At 65.5% G+C, this 25,121-nt stretch carries 23 protein-coding genes, 1 tRNA gene and 1 pseudogene; 15 read left to right on the forward strand and 10 right to left on the reverse strand.

From position 1 onward, the window contains the following. The first annotated feature begins 29 nt into the window (after positions 1–29). From AC5FRV_RS09175 to AC5FRV_RS09205, 7 genes are all read left to right on the forward strand, one after another. Positions 30–683 carry a cyclase family protein gene (locus AC5FRV_RS09175; protein ID WP_493560777.1) on the forward strand — a complete coding sequence of 218 codons (654 nt, stop codon included), beginning with the start codon at positions 30–32 and terminating at the stop codon, positions 681–683. 104 nt (positions 684–787) lie between these two features. Beyond that, positions 788–1,777 (forward strand): VOC family protein, encoded by a 990-nt coding sequence (locus AC5FRV_RS09180; RefSeq protein ID WP_493560778.1) that lies wholly within the window; start codon positions 788–790, stop codon positions 1,775–1,777. 86 nt (positions 1,778–1,863) lie between these two features. Further along, the gene (locus AC5FRV_RS09185; RefSeq protein ID WP_493560879.1) at positions 1,864–2,496 is read left to right on the forward strand and encodes an HD domain-containing protein; all 633 of its coding nucleotides are present in this window, start codon (positions 1,864–1,866) and stop codon (positions 2,494–2,496) included. Between the two features lie 394 nt (positions 2,497–2,890). Beyond that, positions 2,891–3,817 (forward strand): cupredoxin domain-containing protein, encoded by a 927-nt coding sequence (locus AC5FRV_RS09190; RefSeq protein WP_493560779.1) that lies wholly within the window; start codon positions 2,891–2,893, stop codon positions 3,815–3,817. Further along, entirely contained in the window at positions 3,814–6,495 is a 2,682-nt protein-coding gene (locus tag AC5FRV_RS09195) for a cbb3-type cytochrome c oxidase subunit I (protein WP_493560780.1), read from the forward strand. Before AC5FRV_RS09190 ends, AC5FRV_RS09195 begins: the two co-directional genes overlap by 4 nt. A 12-nt stretch (positions 6,496–6,507) precedes the next feature. Beyond that, a complete protein-coding gene (locus AC5FRV_RS09200; protein WP_089815855.1) occupies positions 6,508–6,777 on the forward strand; it encodes a cytochrome C oxidase subunit IV family protein in 270 nt (89 codons plus the stop codon). 103 nt (positions 6,778–6,880) lie between these two features. Beyond that, the gene (locus AC5FRV_RS09205) at positions 6,881–7,318 is read left to right on the forward strand and encodes a hypothetical protein (RefSeq protein WP_493560781.1); all 438 of its coding nucleotides are present in this window, start codon (positions 6,881–6,883) and stop codon (positions 7,316–7,318) included. Between the two features lie 7 nt (positions 7,319–7,325). Here the strand turns inward: AC5FRV_RS09205 and AC5FRV_RS09210 are convergent, their stop codons facing one another. Further along, positions 7,326–7,832, reverse strand: coding sequence for a hypothetical protein (locus tag AC5FRV_RS09210; protein ID WP_493560782.1), 507 nt, complete (start codon positions 7,830–7,832; stop codon positions 7,326–7,328). 47 nt (positions 7,833–7,879) lie between these two features. Beyond that, positions 7,880–8,803, reverse strand: a complete 924-nt coding sequence (locus AC5FRV_RS09215; RefSeq protein WP_493560783.1) for a phosphotriesterase family protein — start codon at positions 8,801–8,803, stop codon at positions 7,880–7,882. Between the two features lie 216 nt (positions 8,804–9,019). Between AC5FRV_RS09215 and AC5FRV_RS09220 the strand changes: the two genes are divergently transcribed. Next, the gene (locus AC5FRV_RS09220; protein WP_493560784.1) at positions 9,020–10,663 is read left to right on the forward strand and encodes a sensor histidine kinase; all 1,644 of its coding nucleotides are present in this window, start codon (positions 9,020–9,022) and stop codon (positions 10,661–10,663) included. Positions 10,664–10,685: 22 nt separating this feature from the next. Here AC5FRV_RS09220 and AC5FRV_RS09225 read toward each other — a convergent pair whose 3' ends face one another. The 3 genes and pseudogenes from AC5FRV_RS09225 to AC5FRV_RS09235 form a co-directional block, all read right to left on the reverse strand. Beyond that, entirely contained in the window at positions 10,686–12,635 is a 1,950-nt protein-coding gene (locus AC5FRV_RS09225) for an ABC transporter ATP-binding protein (RefSeq protein WP_493560785.1), read from the reverse strand. A gap of 54 nt (positions 12,636–12,689) precedes the next feature. Continuing rightward, positions 12,690–13,124, reverse strand: a complete 435-nt coding sequence (locus tag AC5FRV_RS09230) for a DUF192 domain-containing protein (protein ID WP_493560880.1) — start codon at positions 13,122–13,124, stop codon at positions 12,690–12,692. 66 nt (positions 13,125–13,190) lie between these two features. Next, a pseudogene (locus AC5FRV_RS09235) lies at positions 13,191–13,679 on the reverse strand (DUF192 domain-containing protein); the annotation flags it as partial. A gap of 85 nt (positions 13,680–13,764) precedes the next feature. On the opposite strand from AC5FRV_RS09235, the gene AC5FRV_RS09240 reads away from it, so the two are divergent. Then, positions 13,765–13,837 (forward strand) — tRNA-Val (locus AC5FRV_RS09240). A 371-nt stretch (positions 13,838–14,208) separates the two neighbouring features. Here the strand turns inward: AC5FRV_RS09240 and AC5FRV_RS09245 are convergent. Beyond that, complete coding sequence (locus tag AC5FRV_RS09245; RefSeq protein ID WP_493560786.1) at positions 14,209–14,478, reverse strand: hypothetical protein; 270 nt, start codon at positions 14,476–14,478, stop codon at positions 14,209–14,211. Positions 14,479–14,682: 204 nt separating this feature from the next. Next, positions 14,683–15,519 (reverse strand): DUF8071 domain-containing protein, encoded by an 837-nt coding sequence (locus tag AC5FRV_RS09250; RefSeq protein WP_493560787.1) that lies wholly within the window; start codon positions 15,517–15,519, stop codon positions 14,683–14,685. Between the two features lie 150 nt (positions 15,520–15,669). On the opposite strand from AC5FRV_RS09250, the gene AC5FRV_RS09255 reads away from it, so the two are divergent. Next, positions 15,670–16,221: a hypothetical protein gene (locus AC5FRV_RS09255; RefSeq protein WP_493560788.1), complete on the forward strand. Its 552-nt coding sequence runs from the start codon at positions 15,670–15,672 to the stop codon at positions 16,219–16,221. A 69-nt stretch (positions 16,222–16,290) separates the two neighbouring features. Here the strand turns inward: AC5FRV_RS09255 and AC5FRV_RS09260 are convergent, their stop codons facing one another. Further along, complete coding sequence (locus AC5FRV_RS09260) at positions 16,291–16,809, reverse strand: GbsR/MarR family transcriptional regulator (RefSeq protein WP_493560789.1); 519 nt, start codon at positions 16,807–16,809, stop codon at positions 16,291–16,293. Positions 16,810–16,976: 167 nt separating this feature from the next. Here AC5FRV_RS09260 and AC5FRV_RS09265 point away from each other — a divergent pair, with 167 nt between their 5' ends. From AC5FRV_RS09265 to AC5FRV_RS09280, 4 genes are all read left to right on the forward strand, one after another. Further along, entirely contained in the window at positions 16,977–17,384 is a 408-nt protein-coding gene (locus AC5FRV_RS09265) for an ArsR/SmtB family transcription factor (RefSeq protein ID WP_493560790.1), read from the forward strand. A 33-nt stretch (positions 17,385–17,417) separates the two neighbouring features. Next, positions 17,418–18,233, forward strand: coding sequence for an alpha/beta fold hydrolase (locus tag AC5FRV_RS09270; protein ID WP_493560791.1), 816 nt, complete (start codon positions 17,418–17,420; stop codon positions 18,231–18,233). A gap of 216 nt (positions 18,234–18,449) precedes the next feature. Further along, complete coding sequence (locus AC5FRV_RS09275; protein WP_493560792.1) at positions 18,450–19,931, forward strand: lamin tail domain-containing protein; 1,482 nt, start codon at positions 18,450–18,452, stop codon at positions 19,929–19,931. Beyond that, positions 19,931–20,227 (forward strand): DUF3006 domain-containing protein, encoded by a 297-nt coding sequence (locus tag AC5FRV_RS09280; protein ID WP_493560793.1) that lies wholly within the window; start codon positions 19,931–19,933, stop codon positions 20,225–20,227. Before AC5FRV_RS09275 ends, AC5FRV_RS09280 begins: the two co-directional genes overlap by 1 nt. Positions 20,228–20,286: 59 nt before the next feature. Here the strand turns inward: AC5FRV_RS09280 and AC5FRV_RS09285 are convergent, their stop codons facing one another. Beyond that, a complete protein-coding gene (locus AC5FRV_RS09285; protein WP_493560794.1) occupies positions 20,287–20,982 on the reverse strand; it encodes a hypothetical protein in 696 nt (231 codons plus the stop codon). Positions 20,983–21,167: 185 nt separating this feature from the next. Between AC5FRV_RS09285 and AC5FRV_RS09290 the strand changes: the two genes are divergently transcribed. Further along, a complete protein-coding gene (locus tag AC5FRV_RS09290; protein WP_493560795.1) occupies positions 21,168–23,480 on the forward strand; it encodes a DNA topoisomerase I in 2,313 nt (770 codons plus the stop codon). Between the two features lie 842 nt (positions 23,481–24,322). Here the strand turns inward: AC5FRV_RS09290 and AC5FRV_RS09295 are convergent. Beyond that, positions 24,323–25,066, reverse strand: coding sequence for a DUF7260 family protein (locus AC5FRV_RS09295; RefSeq protein ID WP_493560796.1), 744 nt, complete (start codon positions 25,064–25,066; stop codon positions 24,323–24,325). Between the last annotated feature and the right edge of the window lie 55 nt (positions 25,067–25,121).

The raw sequence follows: 25,121 nt of genomic DNA on the forward strand, positions 1-25,121 counted from the left end.
TCTTGCGTGGGCCGGTCGTTGGACGGGGCATGCACACGCGCGACCTCTCGCACGCGATCGAGTCGGACATGCCGGTGTTCCCCGGCGACCCCGACGTTTCGGTCGAACCGCACGCTACCGTCGACGCGGACGGCTATCGCGTGTCGGCAGTCGAACTGGGGAGCCACACCGGCACGCACGTCGACGCACCGAGCCACACCGAGGCCGACGGGCGCGCCATCGACGCCGTCGACGTCGACCGGTTCGCGTTCGACGCCGTCCTCGCAGACTGCACCGGCATGGACCCGCGGGAAGCCATCGAGCGGGACGCCCTCCCCGCCACCGACGCGGACCTGCTCGTCGTCCGCACTGGCTGGGACGAGCACTGGGGCGAACCGACCTATCTCGACCACCCGTTCCTGGCGCCCGACGCGGCCGCGTTCTGCGTCGACCAGGGGTACGACGTCGCCGTCGACGCGCTCAACGTCGACCCGACGCCGACCGACGGCGGGAGTGACGAAGCGGCGGAAGACGAACCGGCCGGTTTCCAGGCCCACCACGCACTCCTCGGGGCGAATCAACTGATATTCGAGAACCTGACCGATCTGTCCGGGCTCCCCGACCGGTTCGAGGTGCTGGCCTTTCCGCTCGCGCTCCGGGCGGGCGACGGGTCGCCGGTTCGTGTGGTCGCCCGGTACGAGTGAGTGATCGGAAGTCTCTGACCGGAGCGGTGGGGCAGTCCAGGTGGCGACGGTGGTAACACTCACGTCAGCGCGAACTCAAGTTCCTGCAGTCGCAAGGGAGAGTAATGGCAGCATCCACGCCCACACCGGGCATCCACCACGTCACCTGTATCGCGGGCGACCCGCAGCGGAACCTCGACTTCTGGGTCGAGGCGCTGGGCCTCCGGCTGGTCAAGCGCTCGATCAATCAGGACGACCCCGGGACGTACCACTTCTTCTTCGCCGACGCGGAGGGCAACCCCGGAACGAGCATGACGTTCTTCCCCTGGGAGAACCAGTCGGGCGGCAAGGTCGGTTCAGGCCAGGTCTCCCGGACCGCGTTCCGCGTCCCCGAGGGGAGCCTCGACTACTGGGAGGAGCGATTCGACGAGTACGGCGTCGACTACGACGACCGGGTCGAGCGGTTCGGCGAGACCGTCCTCCCGTTCCGCGACCCCGACGGCCTCCCGGTCGAACTGGTCGCAGTCGAGATTCCCGCGGACGACCCCACGGTCCCGTGGACGGAGTTCGTCCCTGACGAGTACGCCATCCGCGGGTTCCACTCGGTGACGCTCTGGCTGGCCGACCCCGGCCCGACGACGGAGTTGCTCAAAACGATGGGCCTGGAGGAGGTCGGCACCGAGCAGGCCCAGGGCGATACGCCGGGCGACGAGCGGACTCGCTTCGCCGCGGAGGGGCCGGTCGGGCGCTACGTCGACGTGCTCCCGACCATCGAGGGCGGCCGGCAGGGCCACGGCACGGTCCACCACGTCGCCTTCCAGACGCCCACCGACGAGGACCAGGAGTCGATGCGCAAGGCGGTCCGGTCGGACGGTCTCAGCCCCACCCAGCAGATCGACCGTCACTGGTTCCGGTCGGTGTACTTCCGCGAGCACGGCGGCGTGCTGTTCGAACTCGCGACGAACGGGCCGGGCTACGACAGCGACGAACCGCTCGACGATCTGGGCGGTCGCCTCGTCCTCCCCGGCAAGTTCGAGGCCCGGCGCGAGGAGATCGAGGCCGGCCTCGCCGACGTGACGGTCCCGCGGGCCGAGCAGGTCGAAGCCGACGACTGACAGGGACCGACTCGGCCCGGCTCCCACACCACCGCTCTTTTGTTCCGCTCCGCTGACAGGGTGCCATGGCTGAGGAAGCCGAGAGCCTGGTCGAGGCGATTCGACCGGTCGCTCGATCCTACTTCCCGCCGGAGACGAGCCCCGCCCACGACTGGTTTCACGTCCAGCGGGTCGAGACGAACGCACAGCGACTCCTCGCCGAATTGTCCGACGCTGACACCGAATGCGTTCGGCTCGCGGTCCTGCTGCACGACATCGGCCGGGCGAAGGAGGACGCCGGCGAGATCGAGGACCACGCCGTGTGGGGCGCCGACGAGAGCGAGCGAATCCTCCGCGAGCACGGCGCTGCGGAGGAAGCGATCGAGACCGTGAGACACTGCATCCACGCCCACCGCTATTCCAACGCGATCGAACCCGAGACCATCGAGGCGGAGATCGTCAGCGACGCGGACAACCTCGACGCGATGGGCGCGGTCGGCATCGCCCGCTGTTTCGCCTACGGCGGAGAGCTGGGGTCGCCGATACACGACCCGTCGCTCCCGCCCGAGGACGATCCGACATCGGCCGGGAAGACGCAGTTCAACCATCTCCACAGGAAGATCCTCGACCTCCCGAATCGGATGTACACCGACGCCGGACGCGACCTCGCTGACGAGCGAACCGGGTTCGTCCGGGAGTTCCTCGCGCAGTTCGAACGGGAGACGACCGGCGAGCGATAGCGTGCCAAGGGCTGAGCGGCTGGTGGACGTGTACAATAACGAAAGTGGTCCAGCCACGGCGACGGACAGATCTACGTGGCCGGACGTGTGGGGATGGGTGGGGAGTCTGCCGGGGACGGAATCCGGCAGGTAACTGACGGAGTGGACGAAGGATAGAAGATCAGGCTTACTCGTTAGGTATTGATCCGACTCGACCGGAGCGCGAGGAACCGAACGCCGGAAGCGACGCCGATCGAGTGCGTCGGCGTCACGGATCGCACTCGCCCACGTGCGTGGGGGTTCGACACACGCCGTCCCGATTTCGGATGCCAGAGGCCGCCTGTCGCGAGATTGGGGAAAGTACCCCTTCGATGACCACAATATCTAATAGATGGGGGCAGCAAGAGTGAGTGGAATGCTGGGTGTTCACACGGTATCGTCTTTCATACTCGCGTGGTTCCCCGTCGCCCACGCCGGGGACGTCAGGGCCCCGGCTGACGTCTTCAACGAGATCTTCACGGTCTTTCTGGTGCTCGGGACGGCCGTCGGCGTGGTGGTGGTCGGGTACACGCTGTACAACGCGTACAAGTACCGGGACGGCGCCGGCGACGGCGTCGACGCGGACGTCGAACGGCCCCAGATGGGCGAAATACCTACGGGCGGGGGTGGTGGGAAGAAGCTGTTCCTCTCGCTGACGATCAGCGCTATCATCGTCGTCGGGCTGATCCTCTGGACGTACGTCTCGCTGCTGTACATCGAGACGGGCCCGTCCAGTCAGCAGGCCCAGCAGCAGGCGCTGGACAACGCCGGCATCGCGTCGGCGAGCGAGTCCGACGCGGCGGCACAGGCCCAGGCGAACCAGTCGGGCGAACTGAACCCGATCACCATCGACGTCATCGGCCACCAGTTCTCCTGGCAGTTCGTCTACCCGAACGGGCACACGACGACGGGTGAGTTACGGGTGCCACAGAACCGCCTGATCGAGCTCAACGTGACCTCCGCCGACGTGTTCCACAACATCGGCTCGCCGGAGCTCCGGTTCAAGGCCGACGCGGTGCCGGGCCAGGAGACCGACGCCTGGTTCGTCGCCAAGCAGACGGGCACCTACCAGGCCAACTGCTACGAACTGTGTGGCTCGGGCCACTCCTACATGACCGCGGACATCCGCGTCGTCACCCAGAACGGCTACGACCAGTGGTACGACCGGACCAACGAGACGGCCGGCAACGAGACCGGCGGTAACGCTACGGAGGCCGGCGGCAACGAGAGCGCCAGTATCGAGAGCGCCCGCGTGACGGCCGGTTCCGGTCCCGCCGCGGCCCAGCAGGTGATCACCCCATGAGCGAACTTCCACCGAAATCGTCGATCAAGCGCTGGTTCCTGACGACCAACCACAAGGACATCGGGGTCCTCTACCTGATAACGGCGCTGTTCTTCCTGATATTCGGCGGGTTGCTCGCCCTGCTGTTCCGGATCGAGTTGCTCTCGCCCGCGGCGGACTTCCTCGGCGAGACCGGCTACAACCAGGCCGTCTCGGCCCACGGCCTGCTGATGGTGTTCTGGTTCATCTCACCGTTCGCCTTCGGGTTCGCCAACTACGTCGTCCCGCTCCAGATCGGGGCCGACGACCTGGCGTTCCCGCGGCTGAACGCGCTGTCGTACTGGTTCTACCTCTTTTCCGGGCTGCTGTTCGGTGTCTCGTTCTTCCAGGGCCAGACGTTCTCCGGCGGCTGGACGATGTACGCGCCGCTGAACACGCCGACGTACCTCCCCGGCGAGGCGCTCGGGGCGACGACGGTCGTCCTGGCGCTCATCATGTTCGTGACGGCGGTCACCCTCGGGTCGGTGAACTTCCTGACGACGATGTACCGCATGCGCGCGGAGGGGCTCCGGATGCGGGACCTGCCGCTGTTCTCCATCTCGATCAACCTCACGGTGTGGATGATGCTGTTCGCCTTCGCCGCCCTGCTGGCGGCGCTGATGATCCTCACCTCGGACCACATCCTCGGCACCCACTACTTCTCCTACCAGATCGACGGCGCGGGGATCACGCAGGGGGCGAACAACCCCGGCGCCTCGCTGCTGTGGGCCCACCTGTTCTGGTTCTTCGGCCACCCGGAGGTGTACATCGTCTTCTTCCCGGCGCTGGGCATCATGGCCGAGTGCTTCCAGACGTTCACCGGCCGCCGCATCGTCGGGCGCAAGTGGTTCATCATCGCGATGGTGCTCGTCGCCCTGCAGAGCTTCATCGTCTGGATGCACCACATGTTCCTCACCGGGATCAACCTGCAGATAAAGACGCTCTTCATGGCGACGACCATCGGCATCTCGCTCCCGTTCGACCTGATGGTCTTCTCGCTGATCTACACGATGATCAAGGGGCGGATCCGGTTTACCACGCCGTTCCTCTTCTCGCTGGGGGCGCTCATCGTCTTCATCCTCGGCGGCATCACCGGCGTCTTCCTCGGCGCCGTCGTGCTCGACTACCAGTTCCGGGGCACCTACTGGGTCGTCGCGCACTTCCACTACGTGATGGTCGGCGGCGCGACGGCGCTCTTTGGCGGCCTCTACTACTGGTACCCGAAGATCACGGGGAAGATGTACGACGAGTTCCTCGGGAAGGTCCACTTCGGCGTGTTCATGCTGGGGTTCAACCTGCTGTACTTCCCGATGTTCCTCGCCTGGGAGACGCCACGGCGCGTCTTCGACTACGGCGGTCTCTCGACGACCATCGACCTGAGCGCGCTCGAACTCGGCGTCTACGTCATCCCCTACGAGGTCTGGCACAACATGTCGACCATCGGGGCCGCCATCCTCGGCGCCTCGTTCCTCATCATGTTCTACAACCTCTTCGTCAGCTACTGGCACGGGGAGGAGGTCGGCGACAACCCCTGGGCCTACGCCACCTCCGCGGAGTGGGCCGTCTCCTCGCCGCCGCCCCTGGAGAACTTCCACGACACGCCGAGCTACGCTTCGGGCAGGCTGGAGTTCCTCGACGACGAGGAGGTGGCCGCGCGGAGTAGCGGTTCGTCGGGTGGTGGCCTCGCCGGCCACGGCGCCACGGCGACGGACGGCGGGACCTCGACCGATGGCGACACCTCGACAGACGGCGGCAAGCCGGGCAGCGCGACGGCGGCCTCCTCCGGCGTCCAGTCCGGCGGTGGCGCGCTCGCCCGTGCCGGCCCGGAGACCGCCCTCGGTACCGGCACGCCCGGCGAACACGGCCACGACGGCCACGCCGACCACGCCAGCCTCTGGCCGTTCATCGTCGGCATCGCCGGCTTCGTGCTCTTCCTGGGGCTCTCGGGTATCCGGACGGGTGGGACGTTCTACACGTCGCTCACCGTCGTCGGCGCCGTCGGGGTGTTCGGCAGCTTCGTCGGCATGGCCCAGGAGCCGTTCCACGCGCCCGAACCCCTGCTGGCCGAGCGGTGGCCCTACGGCGGCGTCGAGAAGATGAAACTCGGCATGTGGACGTTCCTGGCAAGCGACATCGTCCTGTTCGGGGCGTTCATCGGCTCGTACGTCTTCGTCCGGGTCGCCTACGGCTGGGAGGAGTGGCACCACCTCATCCCGGAGGCCCACGTCACGATGCCGGGGCTGATCAACACCTACCTGCTGCTCACCAGCAGTTTCGCCGTCGTGCTCGCGATGGTCGCCGCGGAGAAGGAATCTCGAAAGGGCGTCCTCCTCTCGCTCGGCGCGACGTTCGCGCTGGGCGTGGGCTTCCTGATCAACAAGGCCATGGAGTGGGACCACCTGTTCAACCTCCACGGTTCGGAGGCGTTCCCCCACGGCTGGGACCTGACGACCAACCTCGCGTCGTCGACGTTCTACCTGACCACCGGACTCCACGGCGCCCACGTCGCCATCGGCCTCATCATGGTCGCCTACATGTTCCTGCGGGCGTGGAACGGCGCCTACATGGGCGACGAGAAGCCCATCGAGTATTTCGGACTGTACTGGCACCTGGTGGACATCGTCTGGCTGTTCCTGTTCCCGCTGTTCTACATCCTCTGAGGTGAACCAACAATGTCACACACCAAACTGTACGCCGCGATATACGTCGTGCTGTTCGCCTTCGCGACCATCCAGGCGGTCGTCGAGTACGCCGGCTTCCTCGAGCAGTCGTACTGGCTGGCGTTCTGGGCCATCATCGTCCTGTCGGTGATCAAGGCCGTCATCGTCGCCGCCTACTACCAGCACCTGCGCTGGGAACCGCGGGCGGTGTCGTACCTCGTCGTCGGCGGCGTCGTCGCTGCCGTGGCGCTGACCGCCGCCGCGAGCTTCTCCATCACGTGACCATGACTGGACCAGCACACACCCACGACGACACCGACGAACCGACGGCGAAGGATAGCAGCCGGCACCGTCCAGCGACCCACACCGCGACGGGAGGGCGACCATGAGCGCCACGTACGTCACGAGCATGCTGGTGATGGCCGCCCTCGCCGTGCTCGTCCTGATTGCCCTCGTCCGGAGTCGCCGATGGTACCACTACGCACCGGCACCCGACGAGCACGGCCAGGTCCCGGCGCTGGAAGGCAAGCGCCGCCCGCCGCTCCTCGAACGGCCGACGACCTGGATCGTCGGCTTCGTCGCGCTGATGCTCGGGGCCGTCGGCGGCGTCTTCGCGTTCGTCACGAACCCCGACGCGCCGGCCGGACTGCTCAGCCTGCCGGTCCTCGCCGTCGGCGGCCTCATGCTGGGCGGATACCTGCTGTACGGCACCTATTCGGCCGCGAAGGGGCGCGGCCACCCCAGTTCCATCGCCGCCGCCGAGACCGCGACGCTGGCCGGCGCGCTCTTCCTCGTCGCCGTCTCGGCGCAGTTGATCGGCTGAGTCGACTCTACGATTCTTTCGGCAGCGTCGTCGATCCGAGCACTTCGCCGTCGTGGTCGTCGGACCGGTACCACCGAACTTCGACGTCGTCTCCCGGCGTGACCGCTTCCAGCGTGACAGAGTCGCCAGCCTCGATCGGATAGGGATCCCCCGTCGCGAGTTCGCGCCACGTCCGACGATGGGTGGTCGGCGTCCGCGTCGGCGTGAGGGTCGCGTCGGTCGGGATGGGGTGGTCCGGCCACGTCGTCACGACCAGTTCCAGGCGTGCGGTGTTCTCGGTGGTGAGCGAGTCCCCCGACTCGTGCCTGACCGTCACCGGTGCAGTGGGGGAGTCCTGGACGAACGCCCACACCACCTGTGGCGAGGCAGGCGTCGGCTCGTCCGATTCGGCGCCGGGCTCGCTCTCCTCCGCGTCTCCTGCTCGGTCCGTGGCGGTGTCTCCACCGTCGGGTCGCAGGGACGGACAGCCGGCGAGGACCGCGGGGAGGGCGGCGATGACGTCGCGTCGTCGCATACCGGCTCCCCGGCGTCGGGCGCCGTAAGCTTCGTGGTCACGTCCGCTCACCGCGCGTACGCGTCGAAGGGGTTGTCGTGAGTTATCCGCCGTATCGTCTCCTCGTCGATCTCGGCGTCGCGAAGTTTCGGGAGGAACTCGTCGACGAGGTAGGTGTAGGGTTTCTGCTCGCCACCGCCCGGTTCGGAGGGGTCGTACCAGCCCCGGTCCTGGCTCAACAGGAGGTTGTCGGTGTACCCCGCGTCGATCATCGTCTCGATCCGGGCGACGTACTCGGCGTCGTCCTGGTCGTCGCCGCCGATCCAGTCGTACTCCACGAACGCACCGCGTTCGGCGACCTCGCGGTGGTACCGCTCGTCGTCGGCCTGCGCGTGGATCCAGATGAACCGCTCCGCGTCGTGGCCGGCTTCTTCGAGGACGTCGAGTTGCTGGTGGACGACGTCGCCGTGGAGCGTGTGGCTCCCGACGACGGCACCGGTTTCGGCCCCTGCGCGGGCGGCGGCCCGCAGGATCTTCGCCTCGTCGTCGGAGAGCCCCGTCGGGTCGTCGTCGTCCGTGCTGACCTTGATCCAGGCGGCTCGCACGCCGGTGTCGTCGACGCCGTCGGTCAGCTCTTCGACCATCCACGCGGCGAGTTCGTCCTGGCTCGCCTCGCGGGCCCACTGCGGAATCGACGGCTCCTGGTAGATGCCCGTCGGGACGACGATTGGAAATTCGGTGGCCTCCGAGACGGCCAGGTCGATATCGACGCGCCGACCGACCCCCTCCGGCGTCGCTTCGACGAGGGCGGTGACGCCGGCGTCGCGTGCGCGTTCGACCTCCGGGCCCATCACGTCCACGACGTCGGCCGGGTCGGCGTCACGCCAGTTGGCCGCTTCCATGGGCCCGAGGTCGACGAAGACGTGCTCGTGGGGGAGGACGAGTCCCAGGTCCTCGCGTTCCATCGACCCCTGCGTGGTGTACAGTCGCATGCCTCACGCTCTCCGCGAGGGAAGGTAAATCCCGGCACCGGGTCGTCAGGTCCGCGCGGGACCAACCACTCGACCCCGAACGGGCACGGGGTTTATCATCTCGTCGCGGTTGAGGTACCATGTAATGCCAGGCCACTGGGCTGGGACCCGCTCGACGCACACCGACGGCCGCTCGAACGCACCCGTTCCGGACCCGGGACCGGAGGCCGTCTCGACGTGACCCCGCTCCAGCTCTCTACGGACGGTCTCCTCTACGCCGCCTACGTGCTGGCCTTCGGTGGGGCCGCCCTGGCCTGTTTCGGCAGTCTCGTCAGGGTGCGCCAGATCACCGACCGGGACACGCGCCTCGGACTCGTCGGCCTCCTCGTCACCAGCGGCGCGTGGGCCCTGGCACAGGTGGGCTTCCTCGCCGCCGGCAACTTCGAACTCAAACTCTCCTTCTATCTCGCGGGGCTGATCGTCGGATTCTCGACCGTCGGGCCGTGGCTCTACTTCTGCTCGGCCTATACGGGTCGCTCGCTCCACCGGAATCGGACGATACACGCCATCGCTCTCGTGGTCTTCGTCTCGGTCGTCGCGGTGAAGATGACCAACCCGGTCCACCAGCTGTACTTCACGGCCGCGTACGTCACCGACCCGTTCCCCCACCTGGCGATCCAGAGTACGGTGCTTCACTGGGTCACGATGGGGCTCGCGTACACGCTCGCGGCCATCGGCTACTTCATGCTGTTCGAGCTGTTCGTGCAGGTCGACTCGGACGCGACGCCGCTGGCCGTGCTCGTCACGCTCACCGGCCTGCCCGTACTGTTCGACATCGCCTCGATGGTGAGCACGAGGCTCGTCGCCATCCCGTACGAACCGATCGGCGTCGCGGCGTTCGCACTGGGCGTCTCCTTCCTCTACCTCGACCGGTTCCAGTCGATCCAGCTCGCCGCTGGACGGGACGACCCGGTCGTCGTCCTCGACGACGACGACCGTATCCGGGACTACAACGGCCGGGCACTGGACCTGTTTCCAGCCCTCGAAAACGGGCTCGGCGAGCCGCTCGCGGACCGCCTGCCGACGATCGCCAACGTCCTCGACGACGACGAACCGATCCTCTCGTTCGACCGCCCCGGTGGTACGCGGTACTATCACGTGTCGACGAACCCGTTCTCGGCCGACAGAGCCGCGATCGGGCGACTCTTGGTGTTCGCCGACGTCACCCACCGCGAACGCTACCGCCGGGAACTCGAACGCCAGAACGAGCGCCTCGAACAGTTCGCGAGCGTCGTCTCCCACGACCTCCGGAACCCGCTGTCGGTCGCGAGCGGGCGGGTCCAGATCTTGCGCGAAGACGGCGAGGACGACGAGCACCTCGTGGCCGTCGACGACGCGCTCGCACGGATGGAGGGGCTGATAGACGACCTGCTCTCGCTCGCCCGGCAGGGCCAGCACGTCGACGACCCCTCGCCCGTCGCTATCGAAGCGGTCGCCACCCGGGCCTGGCAGATGGTCCAGTCCGAGGGGACGACCCTCGTCGTCGAGAGCGACCGCGACTTCCTGGCCGACCCGGACCGCCTCCAGCAGCTGTACGAGAACCTCTTTCGCAACGCGATCGAACACGGCGCCAGCGCGACGATCCGGGTCGGCGGGCTCGACGACGGCGCCGGCTTCTTCGTGGCCGACGACGGGAACGGGATCCCGGAGGCCGACCGCGAGGGCATATTCGAGTTCGGCTACACGACCGACGACGACGGGACGGGGTTCGGTCTGGCCATCGTCGCCGAAATCGTCGACGCCCACGACTGGGAAATCACGGTGACAGACAGCGAGGACGGCGGGGCTCGATTCGAGATCCGCGGCGTCGAGACGCCCTGACCAGGCCGAGATCAGCGTCCGATCAGTCGTCGTCGTCGGCGGCGTCGGTCTGGGCCCGTCGCTCGGTGGCCCGCTGGACGAACTCCTCGGGCAGTTCGTCGATCTCGCCGGCCTGGACGGCCCAGAGGTTGGCGTAGAGGCCGCCCTCCTCCAGCAGTTCCCCGTGGCTCCCGCTCTCGACGACCTGGCCGTCCTCGAGGACGACGATCTGGTCGGCGTCCTTGATCGTCGAGAGCCGGTGGGCGATGGCGAAGGTCGTCCGGTCGGCGGTGAGTTTGTCCAGCGAGCGCTGGATGAGCATCTCCGTCTCCGTGTCGACGTCGCTCGTCGCCTCGTCCAGTACCAGGATCTCGGGGTCCTTGAGGACCGCGCGGGCGATGGCGATGCGCTGGCGCTGGCCGCCCGAGAGCTTGACGCCGCGTTCGCCGACCTTTGTGTCGTAGCCGTCAGGGAGGTTCCGGATGAACGCGTGTGCCTCGGCGGCCTTCGCGGCCTCGACGATCTCCTCGTCGGTGGCGCCGAAGGTGCCGTAGGTGATGTTCTCCTTGACCGTCCCGTAGAAGAGGAACGTCTCCTGGCTGACGTAGCCGACGGCCTGACGCAGGCTCGGGAGGGTGACGTCCCGGAGGTCCTGGTCGTCGATGCGGACCGCGCCCTCGTCGACGTCGTACATCCGCATCAGGAGCTTCATGACGGTGGACTTGCCCGCGCCGGTCGGCCCGACGAGCGCGAGGGTGTTCCCCCCGTCGACGGTGAAGCTGACGTCGTCGAGGATGGTCTCGTCGTCCGCGGTCTCGCCCGCCCCGTACCCGAAGCTCACGTTCTCGAAGGCCACTTCGCCGTCCTCGACGACGAGGTCGGGGGCGTCGGGTCGTTCCTCGATCTCGCCGGGGACGTCCATCAGGCCGAAGACGCGCTCGGCGGAGGCGTAGGCCCGCTGGTACATGTTGATTATCTGCCCGAACTGGGCCATCGGCCAGATGAACCGCTGGGAGAGGAGGATGAAGACGACGAACTCACCGGTCGAGAGCGTGCCCGTGAAGAACAGGGGTGCGCCGCCGCCGTTGGGTAGTGCCCAGAGCCCGCCGACGAGGAACGTGACCACGAACCCGAATCCAGCGAGGACGCGCAGCCCCGGGAAAAAGCGGATCCTGGTCTCGATGGCGCCCCAGTTCGCGTCGAAGTAGTCCTGCGAGACGTCCTCGACGCGGTCGGACTCGTAGCCCTCGGTGTTGTACGTCTTGATCACCTGAACGCCGCCGAGGTTGTTTTCGAGTCGAGAGTTGAGCTGACCCACGGAGGAGCGGACCTCGGCGTACTTGGGCTGGATGGTCTTGATGAACCGGTAGGTGAAGAAGGCGATGGCGGGGACGACGACCAGGGTGACGAGGGCGAGTTGCCAGTTGTACCAGAACAGGATGGCGGAGATACCGAGCACCATCACCGCCAGCCGGAACGCCGAGTTCATCCCGTCGTTGAGGAACCGCTCCAGCCGGTTGACGTCGTTCGAGAGTACCGACATCATCTCACCGGTCTGCTTGTCGGCGTAGAAGTCCATGTTGAGCCGTTGCATCTGGTCGTAGGTGTCGGTCCGGACGGCGTGCTGGATGTGCTGGGCGAAGCTGTTCCACCCCCAGTTGCGGATCCAGTGGAACCCCGCCCCCAGGAGGAACGCGCCGGCGATGATGGCCGTCGCGAGGATCACCTGGCTCTCGGGCTCGGACGCGTACTCGTAGAGGGGAAGTGGACCGAGCGAGAACTGCCGGTTCTCCTCGAACGTCGCGTCGATGGCGATGCCGAGCAACACCGGCGGGAGCAGGTCGAGGAGGCGTGCGGCGACGCTGCCGAGGAAGCCGACGGCGAAGGCCACCCAGTTGTCGCTACCGTACTCCTCGAAGAGGCGACGCATCGGATGATCGACGCGCTCGCGGACGTCGTCGAACACGTCGTCGTCTGTCGCGTCGATATCCATTACCGAGAGGCAGGGGCTGGTCGTTCAAAATACTCTCGACACTGCGTCACTGATTCAGGGGAAGCAGATGCGGTCGCCGACGTCGAGACTGGTCTCGTTCGTCCAGCCGCGGTTCACTTCGAGGACGTACTGCCCGGTCCCCTCGTACCCCGTCAGTTCGCTCTCGTTCGTCCCCTCGGGGGGCACCGGCGCGTGGTGGATGGCCGTGACGGCGCCGTTCGCGTCGGCGAAGACGATGTCGAGCGGGAAGTCCATGTCCCGCATCACGAAGGTGCGCGTCCCGACGTCGTCGTAGACGAACAGCATCCCCTCGTCGTCGCCGAGGGACTCCGTCTCGCTCAGTCCGGTGAAGCGCTCGCTTCCATTGGCCGCGACCGCGGCTCGCACCGACCCGAGCCGGGTCCCGTTCGCGTCGAGTGCTGACACGACGGGGCGCTCGTCCGGTGCCATCGCGGCGGCCGCCGTCCCGTTTGCCGTGCAGGTCGCCATCGGGTCTCGCGGTTCGCTTATCGCACCTGTCTCGTTCACCTCGACAGTCCCGTTCGTCTCGCCCGGGATCCGGAGCCGGTCGCCCTCGTCGAGGCCGGTCTGGTTGGTCCAGCCGCGGTTCACTTCGAGGACGTACTGTCCGGTCCCGCGATAGCGCTGGAGGTCGCTCTCGCCCGTGCCGTTGGCCGGCAGCGGTGCGTGGTGGACCTTCGTGACCGTCCCGTTCGCGCCGACGAAGACGATGTCGAGCGGGAAGGCCATCTCCCGCATCACGAAGGCCCGTTCGTCCTCGCCGTCGTGGACGAACAGCATCCCCTCGTCGGGCCCGAGGGATTCGGTGTTACTCAACCCGACGTAGCGCTTCGTGTACGAGTCGGCGATGCGAACGTCCACCGTCGCGAGTTCGGTGCCGTTGGCGTCGACGGCCGTGACGTTCGTCCGCTCGTACTCGCCAGTCCCGACGACGTCCACCCACGCGCCCGTCTGGACCGCCAGCAGTGCCACCACCAGCACGCCGAGGAGGGCTGCGACCGCCAGTGTCGAACGGCGCGGCATGGGATAGCTGTCGGGCAGGGGTCAGGTAAGCGTTCCGTCGCAGAGAGAAAGCGTTATTCCTTCAGGTGGATTGTTTCGAGGTGTCGGGTCTGTGGTCTAGTGGTTATGACGCTTCCCTTACAAGGAAGAGGTCGGCGGTTCAAATCCGCCCGGACCCATTCTGCGAGGAGCGAACGCGACGAGCGAATGGGTCCAAAAGGATTTGAACCCTACCAGTCGCGCACAGCGAAGCGAGCACGTCTGGTTTCGGTTCAAATCCGCCCGGACCCACTTCTGACGGACCCATCTTGCGAGGACCGAACGCGACGAGCGAATGGTCTTGGGGGTTCGAAGCACGGAACGAGCGAACGGAGTGAGCGAAGTTCAGTCGGTTCAAATCCGCCGGAATAGCTCCGCTCTCCCGAGCCATCCTTCAGTCCGTTCAGGAGGACGGCCGCTCTCGCCGTTCGAGTGCGATAGAGAGGACAATGCCGGCTACTGATCGGAGTCGGGGTCTGGCTGGCTCGGCGGTCACTTTTCGGGACGGATGTCAATCTCCGTCGCCTGCAAGTGAAATGCCACGTGCGACCACGTAGATGAGGACGACGCCCGACCCGATTGCGAGGATAAATTGCGCCAGGAGCGTGAACAAGAGGCCGAGCCCGGACCGGCCGCCGAAGAAGAACACCACTGTGAGAGGGACGAGTGCGATCGCGACGAACAGCCCGATGAGTTTAGCGAGCAGGATCGATTCGACCATAATCTGGTCGAAATCGAGCGTCGCAGTTCCCGGATCGACGAACGGAACGTCCGATGACATAGGTCATACGACCCCCAGGACCTGAATAAGCGTGCTGGACGCTCTGATTCTCGTCGAAGTCATCACGGTGGGTGAAGCCGCCTCCAGGCCAGCGCTAAACCGCACGAATTACCCAGGACGGTCGACGGCTGGAACAGGGTGGGCGACTCATCTGTAGTCAGGGAGACAGTCCTGCTCGTTCACGAGGAGGTCTGGTAGCCCTGATCAGGCGGTGTCGTCCGGTGCGGACGGGCCAGTACCGCCGCCGAGTACGCGTACCACGCGTCTGAGGGCTCGCCCCAGTACGAAGCCGGAGATGGTGATCGGAACGCCGAATCCCAGCGCGAAAATGATCGCCATCCCCACCGCGTTGGGGAGTGAGACGACCTGGCTTCCCCACGTGTAGGTGACGGTGGTCCCGTATCGCGTGACACTCGCACCAAAGATCGGTGCACTCACCAGGAGACCTGTCGGGAGGAGACCCGAATTGACACCCGCGCTGATCACACCGAGGGCGAGCAGGCCGCCGACTGCGAGGAAAATCATCGGGGAGGGGTCAGTTCCGAACCACGTTCCGCGAACCCACGTCGGCAACGTCTCGTAGCCGACCGTCGATTCGACCCACCAGGCCGCGAGGAGCGCCAGTCCCGGCGACAGGAGCGTGAGGACCACCGAGACGTCGGAACGCTTTCCCAGAAGACCGACACGCACTGCGCCCACCACGTCTCGTTCGCCAGCCACCGAGCGGACAGCAGCTACTCTGCTGAAGGCGACAGTGGCTAGCGACCGAAGCCCGTGAACGAGCCACGTGAGGAGACGCCACACCGTCCGAGTCGCCGAGCGCGTCGCACCGAGTAGTTGCCTGAGTACCACCATCGTCACCACGCCAGCCTCGCTCACCGCCGTTCGAGCGGCAGACCAATCTGTGAACATACCCGATACATCTTCCGGTGAGAAATATGACCGCCGATGACTTCGAACCGTCTTTAAGCCACCTGACGACCCGGTCGAGCTGGCCGCGTTACTCTGTCCGATGTTTCTATCAGGCCACCGACGATCCATGCTGCAGAAGCAGGTGGGAGAGTCACCAAAACCCGCCGCATCGAGTGGGACACCGGGACGGAGGAATACATCCCAGGTGAACGAGCGGTGACGCCTCGCGTTCGGCTCTAGTTCACCACATATATGTTGGCGCGTTAGTTTGTACCACTAATGGTCCAGTACGAGGCGTTCGACCAGGGCGTCGAGGTTCACGGACGCACGATTCTTCACGTCGTGGACGACGCTCTCGCTCGTTTCTCCGAGGATTACCGGGCTCGCGCCCGTGAAGCCCTCCTCAGTCACGGCATCGACGATCCCGCCCCTGACGAGTGGTACCCCCAGCAGGCCTGGCTGAACACGTTCGAAGACATCGCAGCGGACCTCGAACCGCACCTCCTCGACCGCCTCGGTGAACAGATACCGGCCGTCGCCGACTGGCCGACGGACATTGGGAGCATGGCGGACGCGCTTCAGTCCATCGACGACGCCTACCAGCGAAATCATCGCGGTGGTGATATCGGCAGCTACCGATTCGAGCAACTCGACGACCGAACCGGTCGCGTCGTCTGTACCACGCCCTATCCCTGTCCGTTCGATCGCGGGTTGATCCGGGCAGTCGCCCGCCGTCACGCGCCCGTCGAAGCGTTCGTGTTCGTCGAAGAGCGTGGCGACGCGTGTCGGCGAGACGGAAGCGACACCTGTACGTACACGATTTCCTGGTGAGTTGTCCGACCCACCACGCCGGACAGACGCGTCTCCGTCCACGGACTGCCCCACGACCAGCCGAGCTACTCACCCGTCGTACTGCTCGATGGCCTCGATGAGTTCGGTCGTCGAATGCTCCGTCGCTAGCTCGAGTAGTCGCTGGAGGTCACCGTACGTCTCCTGGAGGTCTTCGATCCGGTCACGGTCAGCGGTCCCTTCCTGACTATCCTCGCTTTCGAGGCGGTCGAGTGCCCGGTCGAGCGACCGCTGTGCGCTCGTCATCTCCCGGGCGAGATACTGCTGGAAGACGTCCTGGACCACGAACCAGAGGTCCGTCTCCGGTGCGAATCGCACCCGCCGACCGCCGCCGCTGGATGACCGCCGTTGGACCAGCCCGATACGGGTGAGCTTGCGTGTGACGTTACTGATCGTCGACTTCGCGTAGCCCGTCTCCTCGACGAGCTCCGGGATCGAGAGTGGGCCCGTCGAGAAATACAGGACGCCGTAGACGCGGCCGGCGCTTCGGCTCAACCCGTAGACCTCGGCAGACCGCTCCATCGACTCGATGACGTCCTCTCGGACGGCTTCTGGGTCATCCTCGTTCATGGGTGATGGTCCCGTTCTGGGCCGGGGGTCGCTCGTAGAACCGTCACGCTTCGAAGGACCGACCGGAAGTATTAAACAGTTTGGTATGTTTGTTCGGAATGAACCGAACAAAGTGAATAGTTTGGTTCAACGCGTTCCCCGTGACCCCCATTTCGACGGAATAAATCATGTCTCGCCTGCTCCCCCACCGGCCCTCCATCGACCACGCGCCTCGCCAACGATTGGTGGTCGACTTCCGTAGCGAGCGCTCCGAAACCGTCCTCGATGCACTCGGCTCGACCACTGCCCGGTCCATCATGCGTTTGCTCGAACGCGGCCCGGCACCCGCGTCGGAAATCGCGAAGCAGAGCGACATCTCGGTCCAGACCGTTTCGTACCACCTCGACAATCTCCTCGACGCGGGCCTCGTCACAGCCGTCGGCACCTGGTATTCCTCGAAGGGGGCCGAGATGGACGTCTACGCGCTCACCGGTGAGCGCGTCGAAGTGTGTCTCACCCGCGACGAGCGCACCCCCATCCAGCGGTCCGAGGTAGAATCGACCTCCTCGGCACGGCTCGTGCTCGAGAATGACTAGATCGAGCGGACTGGACTCACGATTCACTCACCCATGACCCGTGTGGGCCACGACAGTATCACGCGTACGTGTTCACTTTCGGATGGGCGGACACTCGCCTACGCCATCGCCGGTGACCCGTCTGGATTCCCGGTCGTCGTCCATCACGGCACCCCTGGCTCCCGACTGTTCGCACCGTTGCTCTCAGACGTCGCGACGAAGGCGGGTGTCACGCTCGTCGTTCCCGATCGGCCGGGATACGGCCGTTCCGGCGCTCCGCCCTCCGGATGGACCTGGACGGACTGGCAGGCCGACCTGGACGAACTGCTGCGAGCTGAATCCATAGCGCGCGCCGGCATGCTCGGATTCTCCGGTGGTGGCCCTTTCGCGGTCGCGGCAGCGACGAGTGACCGGGCCACCCGGCTCGGACTGCTCAGTACCGTCGTGCCACCTGCGAGAGACGGGCTGAGCACGCTCGCGCGCGCCCCCCTCGCACTGGAACTCTTCTTCCGGTTCAGTGGGTTGGTCGCGCGTGCGTTCGGTCCGGACCTTGTCGTCCGGCAGTACACTGACCGGTCGGTCTCCGGCCCGGTCGCGCGGGCCGTCGGGGCCGACTTCCAGGAGGCGCTTCGACAGGGCGGGAGCGCCGTTCGTCGCGAGCTGCGGGCGTTCGGCACTGATTCGCTGGATACGGGTGACCTCTCCGTCCCCGTTCGAGCGTGGCACGGCACCCTGGACGATAACACGCCGCTCTCACCGGTACGATCACTCGTGCAGGACGAAGACGGCACGCTGTGTCCGTCCGAAACCGATCACCTCGGAACGCTTCTCGCCCGGCGCCGGAATATCGTCGCGTGGTTCGGACAGTAGGCGTCGGGCTGTCGAAATCTGCTACCGGATCCGTCCGTCAGGGAGTGAACGAACCCCGAGACTCGGTACACCGATATCGAAAACCGAGCCCCAGGACGTTGCATTCGAACCCGCCGGGATGATTACAATCATCCTGATATTCAACTCTAAATTTTACGACGGAAGATCACAATACTCGCCACCACACGTATTCGCCCTCGCTGCGTCTGTGGATTAATGACGCGTCTGCCCGTGATACGGGTTCTTACAGTCGTAATTCTCGTCGCCCTCGCCGGCTGTGGCGGTGCCGGTTTCGACGCCGTCACCGGGCCGGACCGGGCCGCCGCCGAGACGGCCGAATCTCCCACACCGTCAGTCGCCACCAGCGCGGCCGCGAACGGCACGCTCGAAGTGCACTACATCAACGTCGGGCAGGGAGCGAGCACGCTGGTCGTCGGGCCGTCGAACGAGACGATGCTGATCGACTCCGGCGACTGGTCGGACAACGGAGAACAGGTGCTCTCGTACCTGGACGAGCGCGGTATCGAGCGGATCGACTACCTCGTGACGACCCACGCCGACGCTGACCACATCGGCGGCCACGCCGCGGTCATCGAGCACTTCGAGACCGAAGGCGAGGGCGTCGGCGCGGTCTACGACCCCGGCATCGCGTCGAGTTCGCAGACCTACGGGAACTACCTCGACGCCATCGAGGAACACGACGTGACGCTGTACGAGACGCGAGCGGGCGACACGATCCCGTTCGAGGGCGTCGAGACGACGGTCCTCATGCCCCCGGAGGGGTACGTCGCCGACGGTGACCGGAACGAGAACAGCGTCGTCGTCCACCTCGGCTTCGGCGCGTCGACTTTCCTCCTGCCGGGCGATACCGAGGACGCCGGCGAGGAGTACCTCCTCGACGAGTACGGGGCGTCGCTGAACGCGACGGTGTTGCAGGCCGGCCACCACGGGAGTCGGTCCAGTTCGAGCGACGCCTTCCTCGAGACGAGCCAGCCCCAGATCGCGTTGATTTCGAGTGGTTACGACTCCCAGTACGGCCACCCCCACGAGGAGGTCCTCCAGCGCTTCGCCGAGCGCGGTGTGGAGACGTACTGGACGGCGACGCACGGGAACGTCCGGATGACGAGCAACGGGTCGGCGGTCACGGTGGCGACCCAGCGAGACGCACCGACCGACCCGCTCGAACTCAGGGAGGGAGACGCCGTCGAACCGGGGGCGACCGACGACCTGCAGGTGCGGACCGTCCTCGACGTGAGCGGCGGGACGACGTCGCCCGTCGCCGCGGACGGTGGCACGGCGCCGACGACTGAGTCGGCGACTGAGGCTGCAACGCCGACCGATTCGTCGGTGTCAGACGATAGCGGCGCGGGAGCGCTCTCGGTGGCCACCGTCCACGCGGACGCGGCCGGTGACGAGTACGACAACCTCGACGACGAGTACGTCGTCTTCGAGAACACGGGCGACGCCGCGCTCGACCTGTCCGGCTGGACGGTCAGCGACGAGGCGGACCACACGTATACGTTCCCCGAGGGCGTCACACTCGACCCGGGCGCACAGGTGACGCTCCGCACGGGGAGTGGCACCGACAGCGACACCGACCTGTACTGGGGCGCCGACGCGCCGGTCTGGAACAACGGCGGCGACACGGTCGTCGTCCGGGACGGAGACGGCGAGACCGTCCTGGAGGAGGAATACTGATGCCATCTGACGGAACCTACACGGCGGTCGTGGACCGATTCGAGGAGGACCTGGCAGTGCTGTTGCTGGAAGCAGACGGGGACACGGTCGGTGAAGTCGTCGTCGACGAGGCGGCGTTGCCGGCGGACGGTCGCCACGTCGACGCGGTGCTGGCGGTCGAACTCGAAGACGACGAACTGGTCGAGGTGACGTACACGGAAGCGGAGACCGACGAGCGGTCGGACCAGGCCCAGAGCCGGTTCGACAGCCTGTCACAGCGACCGCCGTCGGGAGACGACGAAGAGGACTCGGCCTGAACGCCACGAGATACCTCTATCACCACCCGGCCACAGCCGTGGCGTCCCTCGAAGCCGTGCTACTGTACCGTGTACGTGTAGACGACGGGCTTCGTTCCATCGCGGTCGGCAGTGATCTGAAGTGACGTTCCGCTGTCGAGATACCGCAATTTCCCCATCTCTCCGATAGCAATCGTCGCCTGCTGGTGTGGTGCGGTGACGGTGACAGCACCGGTAGTGCCCATCGTCCTGAGCTGAATTGTCACGTTGACTCCCTCGCCCGCATCATTCCCTGTATGGTCGAACGTGAGCGCGATTTCCGGGTACCCCTGGGCAGGCTCGTTCTTAGTGGAGTCCGCTGACGAGCTATTCATCGGCTGGTACGTCGAGTGAAGCTCGGCCGAGTCGTGGCGTTGCGTGTAGACGACCACTGTCGAGCGAGACGCGAACTCGACGGACTCGCCAGCGCCGAGTTCGGTGGTGACTGACGCGTTCTCCCCGACGGGTTCGTACGCCACGGCGATTCCCTCCCCGTCGCCGATCGAGTTGACGGCCAGGTCGTAGGTGCACGTGCCCTCGCTGCCGCAGTCGACGTCAGTGGAGAGGTTCGGCTCCGGTTGGGCGACGTCGGAACCGTAGAGTGCGGCGCTACCGGCCACGTACGCGACGAGGAGGAGGAGGAGAACGCCACCGGACACCGCTGCCAGTTTCATCCTGCCGATCCTGTAGTCCCCATCGGTGGCGAACCGGTCCCAGGGCGACCTGTCGAGGTCCATATTTCATGGACGAGAGTCCCGAGTATAACTTTTCTTCAGTAGGACGGCGATGCCAGGAGCGTTCCGTCTCGTTCTCCGAACTCGAATCGGTTCGCAGTCCCGTTTGCTGTGTCGACGGCTGGTCGTGCCCGGGAGAACGAACGTTTAGGTGGACTCTCCCCGTTACCTGTGCTACTAACTGGTCTATGGAACTCATCGTCTCCGAGAAATACAACGCGGCCGAACGGATCGCTGGCATACTGAGTGGCGACAGTGCGTCGCGGGAGACGGTCAGCGGCGTGACCGTGTTCAAGTGGGGCGGGACGTACTGCATGGGGCTGGCCGGGCACGTCGTCGAGGTGGACTTTCCGGACGAGTACAACGACTGGGGGAGCGTCTCGCCGGCCTCGCTCGTCGACGTCGAGATAACGAAGCGGGCGTCGAAGCCGGACATCGTCTCGGCGCTGAACACGCTGGCGAGCGAGGCTGATCGGGTCGTCATCGCGACGGACTACGACCGGGAGGGAGAGCTGATCGGCAAGGAAGCCTACGACCTCGTGCGGGCCGTGAACGACACCGCTCCCGTCGACCGCGTGCGGTTCTCGTCGCTGACCGGCCCCGAAGTCAGGAACGCCTTCGAGAACCCGGACGAGATCGACTTCGACCTCGCAGCGGCGGGCGAAGCCAGGCAACGGATCGACCTGCGCTGGGGGGCGTCGCTCACGCGCTTTCTGACGTTAGCGTCGAACCAGCGCGGCGACGGGTTCATCAGTGTCGGTCGGGTGCAGACGCCGACGCTGAAGCTGCTCGTCGACCGCGAACGGGAGATCGAGGACTTCGACCCGGACGACTACTGGGAGATCTACGCCGACCTCGGGCAGACGCTCGACGGCGACTCGTTCGAAGCCCAGTACTTCTTCCTGAACGACCAGGAGAACGAAGCGGAGCGACTCTGGGACGAGGAGACGGCGAACGCCGTGTATCGCGACGTCGACGACGCGTCGGAAGCGACGGTCGAGACGGTCGACGAGTCGACCCGGAACGACAACCCGCCCATCCCGTTCAATACGACGGAGTTCATCAAGGCCGCGAACGCGATCGGCTACGACGCCAAACCGGCGATGAACGTCGCCGAAGACCTCTACGACGACGGCTACGTCACGTACCCGCGCACCGACAACACGGTGTATCCGGACGATCTGGACCCGCGAGAACTGTTGGAGACCCTGTCGGAAGCGTCGCCGTTCGAGGCCGACGCCGAGGCCCTGCTCGACCAGGAGTCCATCTCACCCACTGCGGGGGAGACCGAGACGACGGACCACCCGCCGATACACCCGACGGAAGACGTGCCGAAGAAGAAGGCCCTGAAAGGCAGGGAGTGGGAGATATACGAGTTGATCGTCCGGCGATTTTTCGCGACGCTCGCCGACGCAGCGACGTGGCGGAAGCTCCGCGTCGACGTCGACGTCGAGGGCCACTCGCTGAAGGCGAACGGGAGCCGTCTCGTCGACCCCGGGTACCACGCCGTCTATCCCTACTACGACACCGAGGAGACGACCATTCCGGCGGTCGCCGAGGGGGACGCGCTGCAGATCGTCGAGAGTCGACTCGACGAGAAACAGACGCGGCCGCCGAACCGGTACGGCCAGTCGAAACTCGTCGAGAAGATGGAGTCGCTCGGCCTCGGCACGAAGAGCACGCGACACAACACGATCGAGAAGCTCTACGACCGGGACTACGTCACGGGCAACCCACCAGAACCGACCGATCTCGCCCGGAAAGTCGTGTCTGCGACCGAGGAGTACGGCGCCCACGTCGCCTCGGCCGAGATGACGGCACAGCTCGAGGCCGACATGACGGCGATCGCCGACGGGGGAACGACGCTGGACGACGTGACGGGAAGTTCGCGCGAGATGCTGGAAGACGTGTTCGACGACCTCCAGCGCGCGAGAGACGAGATCGGCGAGCTGCTCCGTGCGGAGATAGACGAGAGCGACAGCGTCGGCGACTGTCCGGAGTGCGGGGAACCGTTACTGCCGCGGCAAGCCAACAGCGGGTCGCGATTCGTCGGTTGCAACGGCTATCCGGACTGCGAGTTCACCCTCCCGCTCCCGAACAAAGGCCGGCCACACATCCTCGACGAGCTGTGCGACGACCACGGGTTGCACCACGTGAAGATGATCGCCGGGTCGAAGACGTTCGTCTTCGGCTGTCCGCGATGCCAGCAACGGGACGCCGCCGACACGGACGACCGCGTCATCGGTGACTGCCCGGAGTGTCACGCCCGCGAGGGTGGCGAACTGGCGATCAAGCGGGTCCACAGCGGCTCTCGGCTGGTGGGGTGCACCCGGTATCCGGACTGTGAGTATTCGCTCCCGCTTCCCCGTGAGGGTGAGATCGAAGTCACCGACGACGTCTGCGGTGACCACGACCTCCCGGAAGTCGTTGTTCACCAGGAGGACAGCAACCCGTGGCAGCTGGGGTGTCCGATCTGCAACTACGAGCGGTACAAAAATTGATGGAGTCGACTCGTTGCCAGCGCACCGTTCCCCCTGGCTACTGCTGTCTCAGTACCAGCACCCAGTGTTGGACGCTTTCGAGCGGCGCTAGCTGTCCTGGTTGATTACCATCCTTCGATTATTCTGGCCTAATCACATTGTATGTTGCTATTTATACATTCAATTCTAACATATTTATGCCGGTGACACAGTACCGGTACGACATACCCACCCCACCCCACAGCCAGTTCAGTCCAGCCGCAGTCTGTCGGCACCCACCACGCGGCTGGCATCCGTTTCTCGCACCGTCGTCGTCGTCCAGACGTGGCCAGATATCGCCACTCGAATCCCCCCAGTGGCCCCTGCAATGCGTCGGTCGGAGGAGCTATATTCCTCGGCGCTCCCTTTTCAAGGGCTAGTACTGGCACAAGTACTGGCATGGGAGACCCGGCCATCGAACGCTCATCCCCTGGCACTTGCTTGGGCTTCGAGCCGGGTCCTTTTCGTGAATTCTCGCCCGTTGCCGTCGCGATCGCCCGACTCACCTGGCTGATTTCGGTGGCGATCGACGGCTGGACGACCGATTGCTCGGCTGTCACTCGGACCCACTGGTGCAACCTGGTCGCCACCAGCGGCCCGGCTGGCACAGGGTGGATTTGGGCGCACCCCCACTTGCAGCTGGTTCCGCTTCGAGACAGCAGTTTTACAAACCTAATCAAATCGGCGTGCAGCTTTTACGCTGTCAATGTCTAGAACTGGTGCCGGAGTTCATTTGTGGTTCATCCGGCACTCCACCCAACCCACCCCACCCCACAAGTCCAGCCGTCGCGGCCATCACCTAACACGGCTGACTTTTCCACCGTTCAATCCGGTACTGATATCGAGTCGAGCAATCGCGCGACTGCGGTGAGGACCGGATACGTCCACGACTCCTCGGCGTACAGATACGCACACAGGCTGTGCTCGTCGATGTACGAGACGGACGATTGTGACCCGAGCGTCGACTGGCGAGTGCGAAGCACCTGTCTGACCTCCTCCTCGAACTCCTCGCGGTACCAGGCTGGGACGATACTCGTGTCGAAGTTGTCGAGGATGGTCGTGACGTCGTGGCGTCTCGAACGGAGCGAGTGCAGTTCCGAATCGAGTCTGTCACAGAACTCCCCGCGGTCACGCGCCCGCTGTTCCGCCGCGCCGACGAGCAATTCCCTGTGAGACTGCGTGAACGTCGTCGACGTCTCCGACGAGAGGAGACTCGCCAGGTCCGGCCCGAACTCCGCACTCGCGTTTTCCTCGACAGATTCGTCGTAGATCTCGTCGTAGTGCTGTACCGCCATCACCGTCGCTTCGTACGCTTCCTGGAGTGCGGCCGTCGCGGACGACGTGCCGCTTGTATCCACACTTCCAGCCATGAGCGCAGGTGGTCTGGGTGAGTCGGCTGTGATGGTAGCGACGCGGTCGGCGAACGCGTCGAACGCATCCCGTTCGCTGGCGACCTCAGTGCGCACGCGCTCTGCGAGTGTTTCTGCCGTCAACACGGGTCCGAGGACGTGATGACGGAGTATGGAGAGGTGCTGGCGCGGGTCGTGGTGGGACTCGAGTTCAGCCATTGGCATGTACTACGGTACCACATAACTAAAATGCTTGTTTTACATTAATAGACTT

This window comes from Halomicrobium sp. HArcel3 (assembly GCF_058933135.1).

Bases quoted from the DNA above. Each gene is read 5' to 3' on its own strand.
- AC5FRV_RS09180 (WP_493560778.1), top strand. From the start codon at position 788: ATGGCAGCATCCACGCCCACACCGGGCATCCACCACGTCACCTGTATC.
- AC5FRV_RS09215 (WP_493560783.1), bottom strand. From the start codon at position 8,803: ATGCGACTGTACACCACGCAGGGGTCGATGGAACGCGAGGACCTGGGA.
- AC5FRV_RS09280 (WP_493560793.1), top strand. From the start codon at position 19,931: ATGCCATCTGACGGAACCTACACGGCGGTCGTGGACCGATTCGAGGAG.
- AC5FRV_RS09200 (WP_089815855.1), top strand. From the start codon at position 6,508: ATGTCACACACCAAACTGTACGCCGCGATATACGTCGTGCTGTTCGCC.
- AC5FRV_RS09285 (WP_493560794.1), bottom strand. From the start codon at position 20,982: ATGGACCTCGACAGGTCGCCCTGGGACCGGTTCGCCACCGATGGGGAC.
- AC5FRV_RS09295 (WP_493560796.1), bottom strand. From the start codon at position 25,066: ATGGCTGAACTCGAGTCCCACCACGACCCGCGCCAGCACCTCTCCATA.
- AC5FRV_RS09275 (WP_493560792.1), top strand. From the start codon at position 18,450: ATGACGCGTCTGCCCGTGATACGGGTTCTTACAGTCGTAATTCTCGTC.
- AC5FRV_RS09210 (WP_493560782.1), bottom strand. From the start codon at position 7,832: ATGCGACGACGCGACGTCATCGCCGCCCTCCCCGCGGTCCTCGCCGGC.
- AC5FRV_RS09260 (WP_493560789.1), bottom strand. From the start codon at position 16,809: ATGAACGAGGATGACCCAGAAGCCGTCCGAGAGGACGTCATCGAGTCG.
- AC5FRV_RS09190 (WP_493560779.1), top strand. From the start codon at position 2,891: ATGCTGGGTGTTCACACGGTATCGTCTTTCATACTCGCGTGGTTCCCC.
- AC5FRV_RS09270 (WP_493560791.1), top strand. From the start codon at position 17,418: ATGACCCGTGTGGGCCACGACAGTATCACGCGTACGTGTTCACTTTCG.
- AC5FRV_RS09175 (WP_493560777.1), top strand. From the start codon at position 30: ATGCACACGCGCGACCTCTCGCACGCGATCGAGTCGGACATGCCGGTG.
- AC5FRV_RS09245 (WP_493560786.1), bottom strand. From the start codon at position 14,478: ATGTCATCGGACGTTCCGTTCGTCGATCCGGGAACTGCGACGCTCGAT.
- AC5FRV_RS09250 (WP_493560787.1), bottom strand. From the start codon at position 15,519: ATGGATCGTCGGTGGCCTGATAGAAACATCGGACAGAGTAACGCGGCC.
- AC5FRV_RS09205 (WP_493560781.1), top strand. From the start codon at position 6,881: ATGAGCGCCACGTACGTCACGAGCATGCTGGTGATGGCCGCCCTCGCC.
- AC5FRV_RS09225 (WP_493560785.1), bottom strand. From the start codon at position 12,635: ATGGATATCGACGCGACAGACGACGACGTGTTCGACGACGTCCGCGAG.
- AC5FRV_RS09230 (WP_493560880.1), bottom strand. From the start codon at position 13,124: ATGGCGACCTGCACGGCAAACGGGACGGCGGCCGCCGCGATGGCACCG.
- AC5FRV_RS09255 (WP_493560788.1), top strand. From the start codon at position 15,670: ATGGTCCAGTACGAGGCGTTCGACCAGGGCGTCGAGGTTCACGGACGC.
- AC5FRV_RS09290 (WP_493560795.1), top strand. From the start codon at position 21,168: ATGGAACTCATCGTCTCCGAGAAATACAACGCGGCCGAACGGATCGCT.
- AC5FRV_RS09265 (WP_493560790.1), top strand. From the start codon at position 16,977: ATGTCTCGCCTGCTCCCCCACCGGCCCTCCATCGACCACGCGCCTCGC.
- AC5FRV_RS09195 (WP_493560780.1), top strand. From the start codon at position 3,814: ATGAGCGAACTTCCACCGAAATCGTCGATCAAGCGCTGGTTCCTGACG.